The sequence below is a fragment of the Chitinophaga qingshengii genome, assembly GCF_014529935.1.
Classification (GTDB): domain Bacteria; phylum Bacteroidota; class Bacteroidia; order Chitinophagales; family Chitinophagaceae; genus Chitinophaga; species Chitinophaga qingshengii.
Genome location: NZ_JACVFC010000001.1, coordinates 1,499,720 through 1,515,592, shown reverse-complemented (window position 1 = coordinate 1,515,592; position 15,873 = coordinate 1,499,720). Strand labels below are relative to the sequence as shown.

The following is a 15,873-nucleotide window of genomic DNA, read 5'->3' as shown; positions in this document are numbered from 1 at the left end:
GTTGGCAGGGCATGTCAGGGTATACGATATGATACAAAGGCTAGTTTCCGGCCATCGGGTGACCACGAAGGTACATTGATTGTGCCTTGTCCCCCAAAGAAAACCGGTGTTAAATCACGAACGGTCTGTGTAACGATGTCGAGTAAACGTAGTTGCACGTCTTTTCCGAAAGGGTGTTCCTGGCGCTGGTCTTCCATGAAGCTGAGAAATACCACCCATCTCCCGTTGGGCGAGGGATGCGGAAACCAATTAGCATAGCGGTCGTCGGTGAGCTGCTCCGGGTCGCGGCCATCAGCGGCCATCCGCCAGATCTGCATGCGGCCGCTGCGATAGGAATTGAAATAAATGTACCGGCCATCGGGAGAATAGTCCGGCCCGTCATCCAGGCCTTTCTCCCGGGTGAGGCGCTTTTCGGGGCCTCCGGCAGCGGGAATGGTGTAGATATCGAAGTCGCCGTTACGAAGTCCGACGAAAGCCAGCGTTTTACTGTCAGGACTCCAGCCATGCCAGTAGGAGGGCGACTGTGCGGTGAGTTGTTGCAAAGGACCACCTTCAGCGGAAGCGGTGAAAATATGGGAACCGCTGATACCGCCGCTGATAGCCAGTTGAGAGCCATCCGGAGAGAAACCGTGATCGTTGTTGGCCTGCAGGGTACTGTCAAAAGGTAACTCGTCCACGATACGGTCGTTTAGCCAGTACCGGTATAACCTGCCTTTTTTGTTGAAAAGAAGGTAACGGCCATCTTTCGACCAGTTAGGTGCTTCCAGCAGGGCCGCTTCGGAATACACCACGCGGCGTTTGCCGGTAGCGATGTCAATGGTTTCGAGGTAGCTATGTACGCCGGCCGGCGCCTGTGCCTGGAGACAACCCGCGTAAAAAAGAAAGGCAAGGATGCCTGTCAGAATACGTATAGTCATGTGTGTGATACGGCAGGGTTTCAGGAATAATTGTCTGTCGGGGGAAAGCTCTGCTATAGGGGCCTGGTACAATGGAAAGATAAAAAGTCTTTTTGATATGAACGAGGGAATTTTCAGGGAAGATAAAGGGTAAGCCTCCGGAACGTTCCGGAGGCTTACCTGTATGGCCTATCGTATGGTTATATCCAGTGTCTTTACCACACTTTTCTGTTGATCTTTGTTGATGTTGGCCCCTACAAAAGTAGCCTTATAGGTACCCGGTGTGGTGTACTGGTAGTTGTAAGGAAACTTACTCATGTTCTCTCCCACGTTTTTAATGGGTACGCCGGCATCCGGTGTGACCTTTTGCAGGTTCAGCGGTCCCATGAAAACCCAGGCCTCCGCCGGGGCGGCGAGGTCTTTATTGGTGGCGCCGGTGATCACCAGTGAAGTACCTGCTGAGATAGTCCAGGCATAGGTGTTGGCGATCTTGTAGGACACCCATCCGGGGCTGAAGCTGGAGTTGCCGTAGTTGATAATAGCAGTGTTAAAAGCATTGAGATTGCCGATCAGGTAAGTGGTGCCATCTTTCAGGTTATTGTTGACCGTCAGGTTGGTGATGGTCCACTTATTCTGTACGGAGCCGGCTACAGCAGTATACCGGAACGCGAGATAGACAGGCTTCCCCGCGTTGGCGAAGTCCGAAAGATCGATCGGGCCGGAGTTGGCAGCGGCGCCGGCAGACAGTACCGCTTTGCCGGTAATATCCGTCCAGCTGGCTTTCCCGATGTTGGCAAGCGTAATGGCCGTATCTGCAGCTACGCCGGCGAAATCGGCGGATACCATTACCTGCAGGGAGTTGGGTTGACTGCCATTCGCTCTCGCGGAGGTAAACTGTAATACCGGCGTACCGGCTTGTGTGGTGCGGTCGCGGTATTCATAGCGGCTGCCGGGAAGACCGGCATAAAACGTAATAAAATCCGGCTGTCCGCTGAATTGAAATGCGATGGTGTCGTTTACGCTGTAACTGTTTTTGGCTACGGTAGCGTCGAAGTCCGGCGATTTGAGCGGCAGCTCTTTTTTACAGGCGATGCTGGTCAGCAGTACGGCGATCGCGGCGATATATCGGAAACGTATATACGAAGATTGCATGAAGAGTAAATTTACCAGCCGGGATTTTGCACGGCTGCTTTGTTAACGGAAATTTCGTTGCTGGGAATCGGGTACAGCAGATGTTTTTCGGACACATTGTTGCCGGCGATAGCGCCATAGGCGTAGGTGCCGTTATAGGCTTTAAATTCTGCTGCTACTGCTTTCATGGTAGGGATGAAAATGCCCCAGCGGATCAGGTCCGGTCTTCTGAATGTTTCGAAACAAAGCTCCCGGGCGCGTTCATCCTGTATGGCCTGGAGAAAAGCTTGCTGACCGAGGCCCGCCGGCAGATCGGCCACTGCGCTGGGAGTATTGACCGGCAAGCCGTAACCCCGTCTGCGTACCATATTGATGGCGTCGTACGCTGTTTGGGTAGGACCGTTGACCTGGTTTTCTGCTTCTGCCAGCATCAGCAGCACATCGGCATAGCGCAGCAGCGGGAAGTTGGTGCCGGTATAGTTTTTATCTTTTGGTGTCAGTGTTTCGTAGGTGCGGCGCCATTTGGCAGCGCAGCGGTCATAGATTTTATTGGCGGCGTAGTATACGCGGGCGCCGGCTGCATTGTAGGAAAAAGCGCCGATATTCCAATCCCGGCGAAGATCCCCTTTGCCGTACAGTTTATAGAGCCTTTCGGTAATACGGACGGTACCGTAGCAGTAGCCGGAATCGGCGTAGTTAGGGGCCGTATAGCCGATGCCGATATCATTGCCCAGGCGGCCGTTGGAGGTGTAGCCGTCGGTGCGGTTACCTTTCTGTTCGGCTTCCCACATGGTTTCATGGACATCGTATTTTTCCTGCATCTCGTTGACGAACACCTGGCTATAGCCGCTGTTGTTATCGCCGTCGGGATTGACAGCTGCGGAAATCAGGTAATGTTCACCGGAGGCCTGTACTTTGGATGCCCATTTCAGGGCATCGGCGTATTTGCTGTTGTCCAGCAGCGGGTACCCGGCCATGGTAAGGCATACCCGGGCGAGAACACCTTCTACGGCAGTTTTGCTGACACGGCTGCTGTAGCCCAGGCTGGTGGAGGTATACACGTAGTTCTCTGCTTTCTGCATATCGTCCAGTATCTGGGCATATACCTCCCGGGCCGGGGTACGTGGACGGGTAATGTCGCTGGGAGAGGCGGTGGGCTTGGTTTGCAGCGGTACATCACCATAGGTGCTCACCAGCATAAAGTAATAATAGCCTCTTAAAAACAGCGCTTCTCCCAGGATGGCTTTTCGTTTGGTATCGTCCATGGGGGCCAGATCGATGTTTTTAATCAGCTGGTTGGCACGCTCAATACCCACGTAAAGGGTTGCCCACATACCATTGACATAAGGCTCCGTATAGTCGTAGTTATACACCCAGGCGCCGCTGGTGGAAGAAGCGGTGGCACGGAAACATTCATCGGTGCCGCAACCCAGGTAAAAGAACATGGCATCGCCGTAGAGGGCGGCGGATGACAGCGGTTGGTAGGCCCCTGCCAGTGCGCTCATGAGTTTACTTTCGGTGTTGTAATAATCATCGGGCGTCAGGAAATCCGTTGGCTGGGTGCCGAGGAATTTCTTACAACCGGAAAGCCCCAGGCAAAGGAATATGCTGTAGAGAAAATATCGTTTCATGGTTCAATTGCTTTATACGGTTTAGAAAGACAGGTTGGCACCAAAGGTGATAGTCCTGGAACGGGGATACGATGAATAATCGAAGCCCGGCGTCAGCACGGAGTTGAAGGTGCTCACCTCCGGGTCCATGCCCTTGTATTTGGTCCAGGTGATTACATTTTGTGCGGCGGCATAGATACGCAGGCTGTTGATCTTAAGCCGGGAGGTGATATTCCTGGGGAGGTTGTATCCCAGCGCCAGCGTTTTCAGACGGAGATAGGAGCCGTCTTCCACAGTGCGGGAGGAATATCCGCCGCCATAATAACCATTTACCCGGAACATGTCACTGCTGGTGTTGGTCGGCGTCCATCTGTCGGCGTAGCTGGCAAACTGGTTGAGATAACTGCGTTTGAAGATATTGCCTTCAAACAGCAGGCGGTTCACGTTCAGGATATCGTTACCATAAGACCACTGGAAAAAGATGTTCAGATCAAACTGTTTGTAGGTAAAGCTGTTGTTGAAACCACCGGTATGGATAGGCAGCCCCCTGCCGATAACCGTATAGTCGGAAGCGTTTACTACGCCGTCGCCGTTGATATCGCGGTATTTGATGTCACCGGGTTTAATGAGGCCGCGGGTATTGCCGTTGGTGGGCACATTGTCTTTGAGGATGTAACCGCCGCCGGTGGTTTTGTTGAAGTCGTCGTAGCCGTATACGCCATCCCAGATGAACCCATAGATGTTACCCAGCGGCATCCCGATTTTAGAAATATAGGCAGGGAGAGAGGACCAGTTATTGTCCCAGGAAACGGCAGCGGTGATCGTTTCTTGTCCTTCCGTCAGGGAAAGCACCTTGCTTTGGTTGAAGGAGATGTTGAAGCTGCTGTTCCAGGTAAAGTTCTTTTTGTTCACCGGTGTGGCGCTGATAGCCAGCTCCAGGCCCTGGTTTTGCATACTGCCGATGTTTTTGTAGGCAGCTGCATAACCGGTAGAAGTGGGCATGCTGGCATTCAGCAGCAAATCGTTGGTGCGTTTACGGTATACGTCCACGGTAACGGATAACAGGTTTCGGAAGAAGGAAAGGTCCAATCCGGCATTGAGTTGCGCTGTGGTTTCCCACTTCAGGTTGGGATTGGCAATAGTGCGCGGTATCATGCTGCTTTGATAGGCATTGTTGAAAATATAGGTGCTGCCGATAGGCAATCCGTAAGTAGCCATGTACGCGAAATCATTTACACGGTTGTTGCCGGTGAGGCCGTAGGTGAGGCGCAGTTTACCATCGGACAGAACGGAGAGCCCTTTCATGAATTTTTCATCGGAAAAACGCCAGGCCACCGCGCCGGAAGGGAAGTAGGCCCAACGGTTGCCTTCCGCAAATTTGGAAGAAGCGTCTGCACGATAGGAAAGCGTGAAGAGGTATTTTGACTGATAGCTGTAATTCACTCTTCCCAGGAAAGACACCATATTCCACAGCGAGGTAGCGGCGCGGGTGGCGCTGGGCATGGGGGTGCCTTCATCCAGACCGGAAAGGCCCAGGCTTTCGTTGGGCAGGTTGCCGGAACCAAAGCCATAGGTGGAGGTTTTGCCCCCCTGTTCGGTCATACCGGCTACTACATTGATACTGTGTTTTTTCCGGAACCGTTTGTTCCAGGTAAGGGTATTTTCATTGAGCCAGGTATCGCTGCCGGAGAAGCTGATGGAACCGTTAACGCCATAAGTAGCGCCCAGTGTAGTTCTTTTGCTGCCATACAGTGTCTGGGAGTTGTTGAACGATTCATAACGGACCAGGCTGTTGTCTACGCCACCGCTTACACGCAGTTTCAGTTCAGGAAGGATGGTATACTCTGCAAAACCATTGGCGGTAAGTACTTTAGAGATGTTTCTCCGTTGCAGGTTACGTTGGTTGATGACCGGGTTGATACGATAATCCTGCCCGATGTCGATGTTGTCGTCGAAGAGTTCCTCTTCCAGGCCGGGGCCGGACTGTGGCGCGTTGAGCGGGGCAGAACCGAATACGCCATAAAGCAGACCGGTGGCCACGCTGTTGCTGGCAGGGGAGGGACTGATACCCGAACGCAGCAGATAGCTGTAGTTGATATTGATACCTACTTTCAGTCTTTTGTTGACTTCCTGGTCCAGCCGTACCCGGCCCTGGTACCGTTTGTAATACGAGTTAATGATGGTGCCCTGCTGGTCATAGGCCGAACCGGAGATAGCGTAACGGGTGGATTTGTTGCCACCGGAGAGCGACAGGTTATGGCTGCGCATGGGCGCGTCGCGGAACATCATGTCCTGCCAGTCGATGCCTTTTACGGATTTGTAGGAGTCCGGTGTTTTGCCATCACGGAGGTAGATGGCAGTGGGACTGGTAGTATCAGTAGGGTTGTCGTCTCTTTCCAGCTGATAACGCACATATTCATAGGGCGACATCAGGTCTATCTTTTTCAGGTTGTGTTGCCATCCGTAGGTGGTGGAAAAAGTGAGGGTTGGTTTACCTTCCTTACCTCTTTTAGTGGAGATGATGATGACGCCATTAGCGCCACGGGCGCCATAGATAGCGGTAGCGGAGGCGTCTTTCAGCACTTCGATGTTTTCTATGTCTTCCGGGTTCAGGGCATTGTTGTCCGGATTTTCGATCGGGAAACCATCTATCACGTAGAGTGGAGAGTTATCCTGCGAAATAGAGTTGTTACCACGGATCACGATGTTGATGGCGGATCCGGGCTGGCCGTCTACAGAACTGACCTGTACGCCGGCGACACGGCCTGCCAGGAACTCTTCAAAGGAACGGACAGGCGCATTCATAGCGTCTTTCATGTTTACTTTTTCTACAGAACCGGTCAGGTCTCTTTTTCTGACGGCACCGTAACCGACTACCATCACATCGTTGAGGGTAGAGGCTTCCGGTGTCAGCTCAACGGAGAGTGTCAGCACTTCGTTTTTTTTGTAGCGGTAGTTGTCCACCACTTTCTTACTGTAACCTATGTACGAAAACGTCAGGATGTAATTGTTGTCCGGCAGGTTACGGAAAGTAAAGAGACCGCTTTCATCGGTGACGGTAGCGGCTTTGTATTTGGCTATTTTACCGGATATCTCTACGGACACTCCGGGCAGGGCAACATTTTTATCGTCTGTTACCAGCCCTTTAATAGCTGTTTTATCCTGCGCCTGTAACGATCGCCAGGGCAACAGGAGTAGTAGTAATAAGGCCAGTGCCAAAGGAGGTAGTCTTAGCTTCATATGTGTAGTTTTAGGACAATACAATCTTGCTTCCCCGCGGGGGAAGATGATACATGGTGTAGCGTATTTTTATTTTTTGTTGATGAAATAACCGCTGGCTGTTGAATCTACGTGCAGGTCATTCAGGGCAGCCAGTGTTACCAGTATGTCATCCAATGATTTGGTTGTTTTGATGTCGCCGGTATATTTTCTCCGCTGCAATTGCAGTGTGGACGCATAAGTTATGGATATACCGTATTGATGGCTGATAGCATTAAATACTTTGTTTAGCGGTGTATTGTTAAAGTGAAATATACTGTCTTTAAAAACGAAGGAACCTTCCTCCGGAGCAACAGCCTTTAGAGCGTGTGTTGTTTTCTCTGCGGGGAGCAGGCGTTGTGCGTTGTTGCCGGCATGATAGCTATCGCCGGGCGACAGGTACAGCGGCGCTGTTTTTTCCTGGCGGTTGTGTACCATCACACGGCCGGATATCAGCTGTAGCCTGCCGGTAGCGGCACTGTCGTAGGCAATGATTTTAAACACGGTTCCTAACACGGTAGCGGTAAACCGTTTGGTATTGACACTAAAACGGTGATGTGCATCGGGAGCGATTTCAAACAGCGCTTCCCCGTTGAGCCGTATGTCTTTGCCGGCGGCGGGCCAGGGTACCGGCAGGTGCAGGGTAGAACGTGGCCATAAAGTGATGGCGGTGCCGTCGGGCAGCCGCAGCAGGTGCTTATGGCCGCTGGTATTCATGATAACAGAATCGTGAGCCACCGGAGCGGATACACCGGCAGATTGTGCGATGGGAACTGTAACAGGTGCAGGATGCGGCCACCGGTACAGGGCGGCTACAAGAACAGCGGCAGCGGTTCCCACGGTAAGCGGTATACGCCATTTCCGGTAGCGAGCCGGCGCCTGTAGGGTAAATAACCTTTCCTGTTCAGCCCATATTTCCCCGCGCAGGCGGGTGCTGAGCTGCAGGGTGTCAGCGTCTTCTACGGGGGGCAACTGCTGTCCGGTGGCGTCCAGCCACTTCAGCAGCAAAGCTGTTTCCTGCGGACTACAGTCGCCCCGCCGGTATTTTTCTATCAGTTGGTATAATATGTCTGATGTTGGTTGATCCTGCCCCATGAAAACGGTTTCTGTAGCTTAGTCGTATGCCGGCATACAGATAACCATTCCGATGGAAATTTTTTTTTCAGGAGATGAATATCTTGTTTTTCAGAAAACCGATGATTTCCTGTTGCGCCGTAGTGGCGGCTTTTTCTATCGCGGTTCTTAACAGAAAGGCATGACGGGTGCCCGGGTAAAAAGAATAGGTAACGGCCACGGCGGCCAGTACCATTTTGTTGAATAACTGCCTGCCGTCCTCGTGGAGCGGATCTTTATCCGATCCAATGATTAAGGTGGGAGGATAGCCGGAAAAATCGTTTTGTATCACGGAGGCCAAACGGTTCTTTGCATGGGTAACATCACCCAGGTACATATCCCAGAGTTGTTTCATCAGGTCTTTCGTTAAGCCATACCCTTCCGCATACTGAATATAGGAGGGCGTGTCGAATTGGTAGTTTAACGGTGGATAGGCTACTACCAGTCCCTTCAGGGTAATGTCGTTTTCCATTGCCTGTTGCAAGAGGGCTATGGCGAGGTTGCCTCCGGAACTGTCGCCGCCTACCGCTATGCTGCCTGCGTTTGCCCGGATATCATCTGCATGCGCAATTATCCACTGCAGAGCGGTGAAAGCGTCGTTGATGGCATAAGGAAACGGGTGTTCCGGCGCCAGCCGGTAATTTACAGATATCACCATAAAATGCCCGCCGGCAGCCAGTTGACGGCATAGGTCATCATGTGTCTGTAAATTGCCTCTTACCCAACCACCGCCATGCAGGAAAAGCAGTACCGGTAATTTTTCAGGAGTGGTTTGCTGCCGGTAAATCCTGATGGACAAATCCTGGTGTATTTGTTTGTCTGTTACATCTTTAACCGGCATTTTTTCTTTTGACCATCGGGTGGCCGCCTCTTCCAGTTCTTTTCTAAAGGCCGCCAGATTGATTTTTTCCATCGTTTATAAAATTATTTATGCAAATTTGATTTTTATGATCTATCGCTGATAGTATGTACTTTTTTGTGTAATACTTACTTTTAGGAAAGAATTGGACTGATACACATATGCCGGAATTTCAGCACGACGGAAAAGTTTATTATAACCCTATAGAGTTCGCCTTGTCTCATATAGGAGGTACCTGGAAAATGCCTATTCTATGGCGTCTGCGGGATAAGACCCTGCGCTATGGCGAACTCAAAAAAGATATTCCGCATATCACGCATAAAATGCTGACCACGCAGTTGAAAGACCTCGAGGCATCCGGACTGATACACCGGCAGGTGTATGCCGCTGTGCCGCCTAAAGTGGAGTATAGCATTACCGAAAAGGGAAAGGAGGCGCTTCCGGTGGTGGAAACACTCATCCGCTATGGAAAGAAACTCATGAAGGAATATGGTATTGAACACCCGTAACCTTACAGTAACAGGGAGGTAAGACTGTCTTTCAGCTGGGCCCGCAGCCTGCCGGAGGCTATGTTCAGCTGGTTACGTACGGTCTGGCTGGATTTGGAGGAAAGAGTGGCGATCTCTTCCACAGAGAGCGCATCGATGTAATGCAGCCGGAATACGCTCCGGAGTTTCTCCGGTAATTCACTGAAATATTGATGGAACTTTTCGAGTTCTTCCCGGAATAGCACCGGGGCATAGGCATCCGTGCCTTCAGCATCCTGGAGGGCTTTAAACAGAAGACTATGTTTATGACGGATATGTTTTTTGCGCAGCGCATCAATGACCCGGTATTTAAGCAGGGTCATGAGGAAAGCTTCGGTGCGGTCCGGTACCGGAAACGCTGCCCGGTGCTGCCAGAGCTGGGTGAAGTAGTCCTGCATCACATCTTTACAATCGTCTGCATCCGGGATCACCTGGTAACAATAATTAAACAGCTTATCCCAGTGTTTTTCATAGATGTGCCGGTAGGCAACAGGGTCTCCGTTTTGAAATCTGGTCCAGTAATCCTGTTCTTTCAAAACATCTGTATTCATGACGCACAAAGTGATATGATCAACAATAATACAACATAACGTGGGTGGCTGTTTGGCACATACCCGTTTCCAAGATAGTAAAAAAGTAATCCTTTTTCCAATCGATGGCAATGAAGGAATGGGAAGAGGGGAAAATGGCCCGGTAATCCTGGCCGGGAGAGGGATGTTATTAAACGGTTAACAGAACCGGTACTGCCGGGGCATTTTTTTTGTATGGTGTTAAAAAAAACAGATCATGACAACAAAAAGAAAAGTTTCCCGCCCCAAACGGAAATGGTCGGCCCGGGTAACCAGCACCAGTAATGCCATGGACCTGAAAGGCGGCATTTTTAAATCCACCGATCCTGCGGAGATCGCCGCTTCCCTGAAACGCTCCGCCAGCCGCAGCAATCGTCGTAAAGGTACTCCTTATCAGTCGGCCATGTCTATGTTGAATTTTTATATCAACAGGGCCGGCAAAAATCTTCCTGAAAAACAGAAGAAGGTATTGGAAGAAGCGAAGGACGAACTCAGGAAAGTATTTCACCGCGAATAAATGCCCGGGCTATTTGTGACTTGCCTTGATTTTTTCAGTGCGGTAGCATCTATCAGGCCTTTCGGCTGGAAAATGTGTTACAGGCGGTCAACAAGGTATTACAGTTGGTGTAAAGGAGGGCTGGCGATAGTTGGTACGTGCCATCAGTTCATCGGCCAACCGGTAAATATGTTCCATGGTAGGCTGTTGGGTCCAGTCAATGGTACGGTGAAGATAGTGATTGAGCGGGGCCCAGCGGTGTGGTTCTCCATCCATGCTGATGACGAGGCTGGGTGTGGCCATCGCAGCGGCAATATGGGATATGGCCGTGCAGTTGCATACCAGGGCGCGGCTATTCCGGATCAGTTGCGCCATACAACCTAATGAAGTGCCTCCTGCGAGGTCAATAACCGGAAACCGCATATATCCTTTTACTTTCGCTGTCAGCTGTTTTTCCTGTGCCGTGCCGGTAAGGATAATTTTCCAGCCATCGCTGGCGAGGTAATCGGCTATGGCGGCGAAGTAGGCTGGAGGCCATTGCCGGGCTGCCACACTGGCGCCGGGGTGGATACAGATGTATTCAAACCCACCCATGCCTAATGCCAGCGCATCATAAGCCCTTTTATCTGCTGATGTCAGCGGGAATTCAAGCATAGTGTCTGTAGCCGGTATACCGGTATGTTCCAGCAAATGAAGATGCCGGTTAATTTCGTGTAGCCGTTCGGGATAGTTGATGAACAGCGGGCCGGGAGGCCTTTCGCCGGTAGGTACAAAACCTGCGGTATAGGTAGCTTTCCATTGCCGGACGATATCGTTTACAATGGAGCCGTTGCCCTGCATTTGTAATGCCAGGTCGTAATGCACCTGTTGCTGCTGTTGCATAAAAGCAGCGAATGCGGCGCTATCCGGTTCCTGCTCCGGTAGTCCGGGGTAACCGGGAAAATGAACCAGCGTATCAATATAATGAGAGAATCGTTCCTGGAAAGCCCCGGCGCATGGCAGTCCGGCGAGTGTGATATGCGCCTTGGGGTAAGCCAGCCGCAGCGCTCTGAAAGCAGGAACAGTGCAAAGAAGATCGCCCGGTTTCAGTGCCCTTAGCATGATAATACGTTGCACATTCTGTAACATAATCATGAACATTAATCGTTAGGTAAAAAATGACCGGTGCCTGATCATACCATAGATATGCCAATACACCGAAAGAAAAGGGATCACGGCGGAGGTGACCAGCATTACTGCGATATGGCGAAGGGTATGGCTGGTACCGGGCTGGCGGCTGAGTCATGAAATGCAGCATTTATACCCAGGGTGAACATAAGTGATGGTTATAGATGAACTTAATGGGTTAGTGGCAGTAGTTCAGGCGTTTCCTGAACTTTCCTCTTGTTCTTCTTCAGGTTCCCATTCAATCTTGTCGGCCTCTTCATCAGAGAGATTATTTTCTTCGTCGAGTACAGAATCAGTGTCTTCTACAGTCTCGCTTTCCGCTGGAGCCGGATTGCCGGATGGGTCAACACCAGCGCATATGCGCTGCGCTGCTGCACTTCGTAAAAACGATGGGCGTCTACGCCGGATGGTTGATATGAATGATGGAAATAACATAAGCATGATTTTAATATGCTATGTTCAAAGAATACGCCATGATGCCAGCGTGCATAGACCGCTGTTAAGGAAACGATTCTGCGGAAACCCTTACTCATCCAATCGGGGAAATGGATACAGAATGGGAGTTATTTTACAGCTTGTCTCCGTTAAAAAATCCCCGCTTAAGGCTGTACCCGTAAAAAACAGTATCTTTGCCCCCGCATTTTTAGCGAATGAATTATGAAACTGGAAGAACAACTACAACAGAGAAGCGGCCACCAATGTGAGTTGTGTGGCGCAACAGACAAACTGAACATGTATGATGTGGCCCCCCGCTCCGGTGACGGCCCGGACAGCACCGTACTGATTTGTGACACCTGTCGTGCGCAGATCGACCGTAAGGCGGAACTGGACAGCAAACACTGGAGCTGCCTCACCACGGCGATGTGGAGCGAAGTGCCGGGTATCCAGGTACTGGCGTGGCGCATGCTGCACCGCCTGAAAAAGGAAAGCTGGGCTATGGAAAGCCTGGATATGATGTACCTCGATGAGGAAACACTGACCTGGGCGCAGGCTACCGGCGATCATGACAATGACGATGTGGTGGAGCTGCACCGCGACTGCAACGGTAACGTATTACAGAACGGCGATAGCGTAACGCTCATCAAATCCCTTGATGTGAAAGGTTCTACCCTGAACGCTAAAATGGGCACTGTTGTAAAAAACATCCGCCTGGTGGAAGACAACACAGAACAGATTGAAGGAAAGATTGAAGGGCAGCTGATTGTGATTCTGACCAAATACACAAGAAAACAAAACTAAATCTATCGCGGCATACTGATGGCTTCCATGAATTGTTTCAGGTATGCATCGCCAATAGGTACACAATGAGCCCCCGTGAAAATGCGTTGTTTTTCTATGCTATCTATTTTATCCAGCGAGATGATATAGGATTTATGCACCCGTAAAAAACGGAATGGCGCCAGTATCTCTTCAAAACTGCGGAGGTTCTGTAAAGTGAGGATCTTTGTTTTGACGGTCTGGATGGCCACGTAGTTGCGCAGTGCTTCTACAAAAAGGATGTCTTTCACATCTACCCGTACGATTCTTTTATCGGTACGGACAAAAATATAATCGGTGCCGGCCGGCTGTGAAACGGTGACCGTGCTGCGGGCCAGTACCCGTTGCACAGCCCTGGCAAACCGCTCAAAAGACACGGGTTTCAGCAGATAATCAATCGCCTCCCGGTCAAAACCTTCTACAGCATATTCATCATAGGCCGATACCAATACTACCTGCACCCCCGGAGGCGCCAGCTGCATTAGTTCCAGCCCGCTGAGCTCCTGCATCTGTATATCCAGGAAGATAAGATCCACCTTTTCCTGCTTCACAAAAGCCAATGCCTCCACAGGGTTATGGAAAACCTTCACCAGCTGCAAATCGGGCGTTTTATGGATAAACGATACCAATACCTGCGCTGCCAGTGGCTCATCATCTACTACGATACACTTTACTCCCATACCTTTACCAATTGATTACTAAGTTACTGAAATATTCTGCTCCGGTATCCCGGATCGTTAGCGCATGCCGGCCCGGATACAGGAGTTGCAGGCGTTTGCGGACATTGTCCAGCCCTATACCCCCTGTTTTATCGCGTTGTTGCCCGGAAACATAGTTATGTACGCTGAATAATAATTGTTGTTCGTTGCAGGCCAGTGAAATGGTGACGGGCTTGCCTGGCCGGTTACTGACGCCATGTTTGAAGGCATTTTCCACAAAAGGTACCAGCAACAGGGGGGCAATCGTTTTGTCCGGCAAAGTATCCGGCATACTGAAAATAACACCTTCGTCAAAACCGGTACGCAGCCGTTGCAGGCTCACAAAATCCTGTAAGTAGCGTATTTCTTCGGCGACAGGCGCCTGGTAGGCGATATCAGAAGGCTGGTCTACCATATAGGCCAGCAGCTGTGTCAATGTTTTATTGGCCCTCACCACCTCCGGAGAACCCATCAGCGCCAGGGAATAAATACTGTTGAGACTATTGATCAGGAAATGGGAATTGAGCTGCATCTTCAGAAAGCCGGATTCGGCCTGTAGCTGCTGTTGTTGCAAGGTGGCCCGTTTTTTTTCTTCCTGTAGCCAGAGCAGGAACAAGCGGAAGGAGAAGGCGGCTATCACGATGATGGCACTATTCCATAGTCCCGTTACGAGGAATTCCGCCGGCGATATATAGATATCTACCCGCTGGTGGTTTTCAATTCTATATCCCCGGAATAAAAGGTCCTGAGCGAAAAAAAGCTTTATCAGTCCGTATTTCAGGAAGGTAAAAACGGGAAGTACCAATAACAGTATACCGGGCAGCAGTGGGCGGCGCTGTTTTTCGAGCAGCGGCACCGCTATCCAGCGATAGCAACCATAGAATAACAGAAAATTGAGCAGGCCCAGGAAACTGCTGTTGATATGTAACCAGCGGAGACTCTCCGGCGTAAACCGGGGCATCGTGAGCATGTTACTACTGTATGCCAGTACGAGCCAGCCGCCCAGCAATAGCATGAACTCCCGTGTATGGCGGCGTATCTCAGGCATGATCGGGATATATTTTAAATTGATAATGTTGTTCCGGGGCGGCATGCTGCTGAAGACTGAGTAGTAGCCGACCAGGTTTTACCTGTACCCGGACGGCCACCGGACCGCTATGCAGCTGTTGTAAAGCCGTTTCGGTGGTATGTTGTAACTGTAAGGCCGCCAATGTGCCCTGCTGGGTATCGCCACTGGCAGAAAATGTCAATGGCTGGTCGCTGTGACAAAGGCTGCGGAGCGCGATATATCTTTCAAAATAGAGCAGTTCTTTAGGCAGACCGACAGTATCCTTCTCCAGGGCTTTGTCATACAACATATAACGCAACAGATCAGACAGCAGCAGGATAGCTTTTACGCCTTCCTGGTCCCGTTTTCGTTCATCTTCCAGGATAGGGGTGAGTTGTTGAAGATGGTGCAATAACAGGCGTGAATTTTCCTGCATCCGTACATACCGTTCCCGTGCTGCTTCCGCGGCGGTTGCCAGCTGACGGTCCTGAGGCCCGGTTTGTTGCCGCTGCAACAGCAACCGGTAGCTATAGGCGAGCAACGCCACGCCCAGCCCCGTTCTCGTGGCCGTCAGAAAATAATAGGGAAAGCTCATGTAGGTGTTTTTATAACCTACCATGGCAAACATTTTTATCAATACCTGGTCGGGGAAAAAGACATATCCGATGAAATACTTCATCAGCGCAAACCCACATACAGTCAATAAACTGATGACGACCACCCGGCGATATTGCCGCCTGGCAACAGGAGCCGGCAACCATACAAATGCCAGCAGAAAAAACAATTGAAAATTGATACATCCATACAATACCTGCCGTACCAGCACATACTTTAGCGCCATAGGACCTTGCCAGTTGGCCTTAATAGCCGGATAAGCATAGAGAAGAATCAATGCCATCCACACCACCAGGTGCGTAAAATACCGGTATGGTTTATTATGCCGCATACGTTAACAGACGATGAAGATAATATATGCCCTCTTTTTTTCAGCACCGGTGGCGGCTTATTTTTTTCGTCCCTCCGAGGCGCCGGTTCGTCCATTGGATAAGGGCGATGGTACCCTTGGAAGCCTTTGCCCTGGCGGAAATATGACAAAAGACCCGTTAAACGGTTCATCCCTGCAAATGGCCGGAATATACATTTACGTATCCGGTATGTCCATTATCTGCCCCAAAAAATAACAGGAGGTTTATTTTGGCAACGTCACTCCATCCCAGGCTGACTATAGTAAATAACTAAAACCA

The 15,873-nt window shown here is 50.7% G+C and carries 16 protein-coding genes; 4 read left to right on the top strand and 12 right to left on the bottom strand.

Going from position 1 to position 15,873, the window contains the following annotated elements:
* Window positions 1-14 precede the first annotated feature (14 nt).
* From ICL07_RS05605 to ICL07_RS05580, 6 genes are all read right to left on the bottom strand, one after another.
* A complete protein-coding gene (locus ICL07_RS05605) occupies window positions 15-917 on the bottom strand; it encodes a TolB family protein (RefSeq protein WP_188086938.1) in 903 nt (300 codons plus the stop codon).
* 168 nt (window positions 918-1,085) lie between these two features.
* Entirely contained in the window at window positions 1,086-2,048 is a 963-nt protein-coding gene (locus tag ICL07_RS05600; RefSeq protein ID WP_188086937.1) for a DUF5017 domain-containing protein, read from the bottom strand.
* Between the two features lie 11 nt (window positions 2,049-2,059).
* On the bottom strand, window positions 2,060-3,658 hold the full coding sequence (locus tag ICL07_RS05595; RefSeq protein ID WP_188086936.1) for a RagB/SusD family nutrient uptake outer membrane protein: 1,599 nt from the start codon (window positions 3,656-3,658) through the stop codon (window positions 2,060-2,062).
* A gap of 21 nt (window positions 3,659-3,679) precedes the next feature.
* Window positions 3,680-6,877, bottom strand: coding sequence for a SusC/RagA family TonB-linked outer membrane protein (locus tag ICL07_RS05590; protein WP_188086935.1), 3,198 nt, complete (start codon window positions 6,875-6,877; stop codon window positions 3,680-3,682).
* Between the two features lie 69 nt (window positions 6,878-6,946).
* Window positions 6,947-7,990 (bottom strand): FecR family protein, encoded by a 1,044-nt coding sequence (locus ICL07_RS05585; protein ID WP_188086934.1) that lies wholly within the window; start codon window positions 7,988-7,990, stop codon window positions 6,947-6,949.
* A 67-nt stretch (window positions 7,991-8,057) separates the two neighbouring features.
* Window positions 8,058-8,921 carry an alpha/beta hydrolase gene (locus tag ICL07_RS05580; protein ID WP_188086933.1) on the bottom strand — a complete coding sequence of 288 codons (864 nt, stop codon included), beginning with the start codon at window positions 8,919-8,921 and terminating at the stop codon, window positions 8,058-8,060.
* Window positions 8,922-9,028: 107 nt separating this feature from the next.
* Between ICL07_RS05580 and ICL07_RS05575 the strand changes: the two genes are divergently transcribed.
* Window positions 9,029-9,376: a winged helix-turn-helix transcriptional regulator gene (locus ICL07_RS05575; RefSeq protein ID WP_188086932.1), complete on the top strand. Its 348-nt coding sequence runs from the start codon at window positions 9,029-9,031 to the stop codon at window positions 9,374-9,376.
* A gap of 2 nt (window positions 9,377-9,378) precedes the next feature.
* Here ICL07_RS05575 and ICL07_RS05570 read toward each other — a convergent pair whose 3' ends face one another.
* Window positions 9,379-9,945, bottom strand: a complete 567-nt coding sequence (locus ICL07_RS05570; RefSeq protein WP_188086931.1) for an RNA polymerase sigma factor — start codon at window positions 9,943-9,945, stop codon at window positions 9,379-9,381.
* Window positions 9,946-10,180: 235 nt separating this feature from the next.
* Here ICL07_RS05570 and ICL07_RS05565 point away from each other — a divergent pair, with 235 nt between their 5' ends.
* The gene (locus ICL07_RS05565; protein ID WP_188086930.1) at window positions 10,181-10,480 is read left to right on the top strand and encodes a DUF3175 domain-containing protein; all 300 of its coding nucleotides are present in this window, start codon (window positions 10,181-10,183) and stop codon (window positions 10,478-10,480) included.
* Window positions 10,481-10,567: 87 nt separating this feature from the next.
* Here the strand turns inward: ICL07_RS05565 and ICL07_RS05560 are convergent, their stop codons facing one another.
* Together ICL07_RS05560 and ICL07_RS05555 are read right to left on the bottom strand one after the other, a co-directional pair.
* Window positions 10,568-11,587 carry a glycosyltransferase family 9 protein gene (locus tag ICL07_RS05560; RefSeq protein WP_188086929.1) on the bottom strand — a complete coding sequence of 340 codons (1,020 nt, stop codon included), beginning with the start codon at window positions 11,585-11,587 and terminating at the stop codon, window positions 10,568-10,570.
* 231 nt (window positions 11,588-11,818) lie between these two features.
* Window positions 11,819-12,061 carry a hypothetical protein gene (locus tag ICL07_RS05555; protein ID WP_188086928.1) on the bottom strand — a complete coding sequence of 81 codons (243 nt, stop codon included), beginning with the start codon at window positions 12,059-12,061 and terminating at the stop codon, window positions 11,819-11,821.
* Window positions 12,062-12,283: 222 nt separating this feature from the next.
* On the opposite strand from ICL07_RS05555, the gene ICL07_RS05550 reads away from it, so the two are divergent.
* A complete protein-coding gene (locus tag ICL07_RS05550) occupies window positions 12,284-12,865 on the top strand; it encodes a PhnA domain-containing protein (RefSeq protein ID WP_188086927.1) in 582 nt (193 codons plus the stop codon).
* Between the two features lie 2 nt (window positions 12,866-12,867).
* Here the strand turns inward: ICL07_RS05550 and ICL07_RS05545 are convergent, their stop codons facing one another.
* The 3 genes from ICL07_RS05545 to ICL07_RS05535 are packed head-to-tail and all read right to left on the bottom strand — an operon-like array spanning window position 12,868 to window position 15,575.
* Window positions 12,868-13,563, bottom strand: a complete 696-nt coding sequence (locus ICL07_RS05545; RefSeq protein ID WP_188086926.1) for a LytR/AlgR family response regulator transcription factor — start codon at window positions 13,561-13,563, stop codon at window positions 12,868-12,870.
* Between the two features lie 4 nt (window positions 13,564-13,567).
* The gene (locus ICL07_RS05540) at window positions 13,568-14,629 is read right to left on the bottom strand and encodes a sensor histidine kinase (RefSeq protein ID WP_188086925.1); all 1,062 of its coding nucleotides are present in this window, start codon (window positions 14,627-14,629) and stop codon (window positions 13,568-13,570) included.
* Window positions 14,622-15,575, bottom strand: coding sequence for a histidine kinase (locus ICL07_RS05535; protein WP_188086924.1), 954 nt, complete (start codon window positions 15,573-15,575; stop codon window positions 14,622-14,624). The genes ICL07_RS05540 and ICL07_RS05535 overlap by 8 nt, the downstream gene beginning before the upstream one ends.
* Before the next feature lie 13 nt (window positions 15,576-15,588).
* Between ICL07_RS05535 and ICL07_RS05530 the strand changes: the two genes are divergently transcribed.
* A complete protein-coding gene (locus ICL07_RS05530) occupies window positions 15,589-15,810 on the top strand; it encodes a hypothetical protein (protein ID WP_188086923.1) in 222 nt (73 codons plus the stop codon).
* Window positions 15,811-15,873 lie beyond the last annotated feature (63 nt).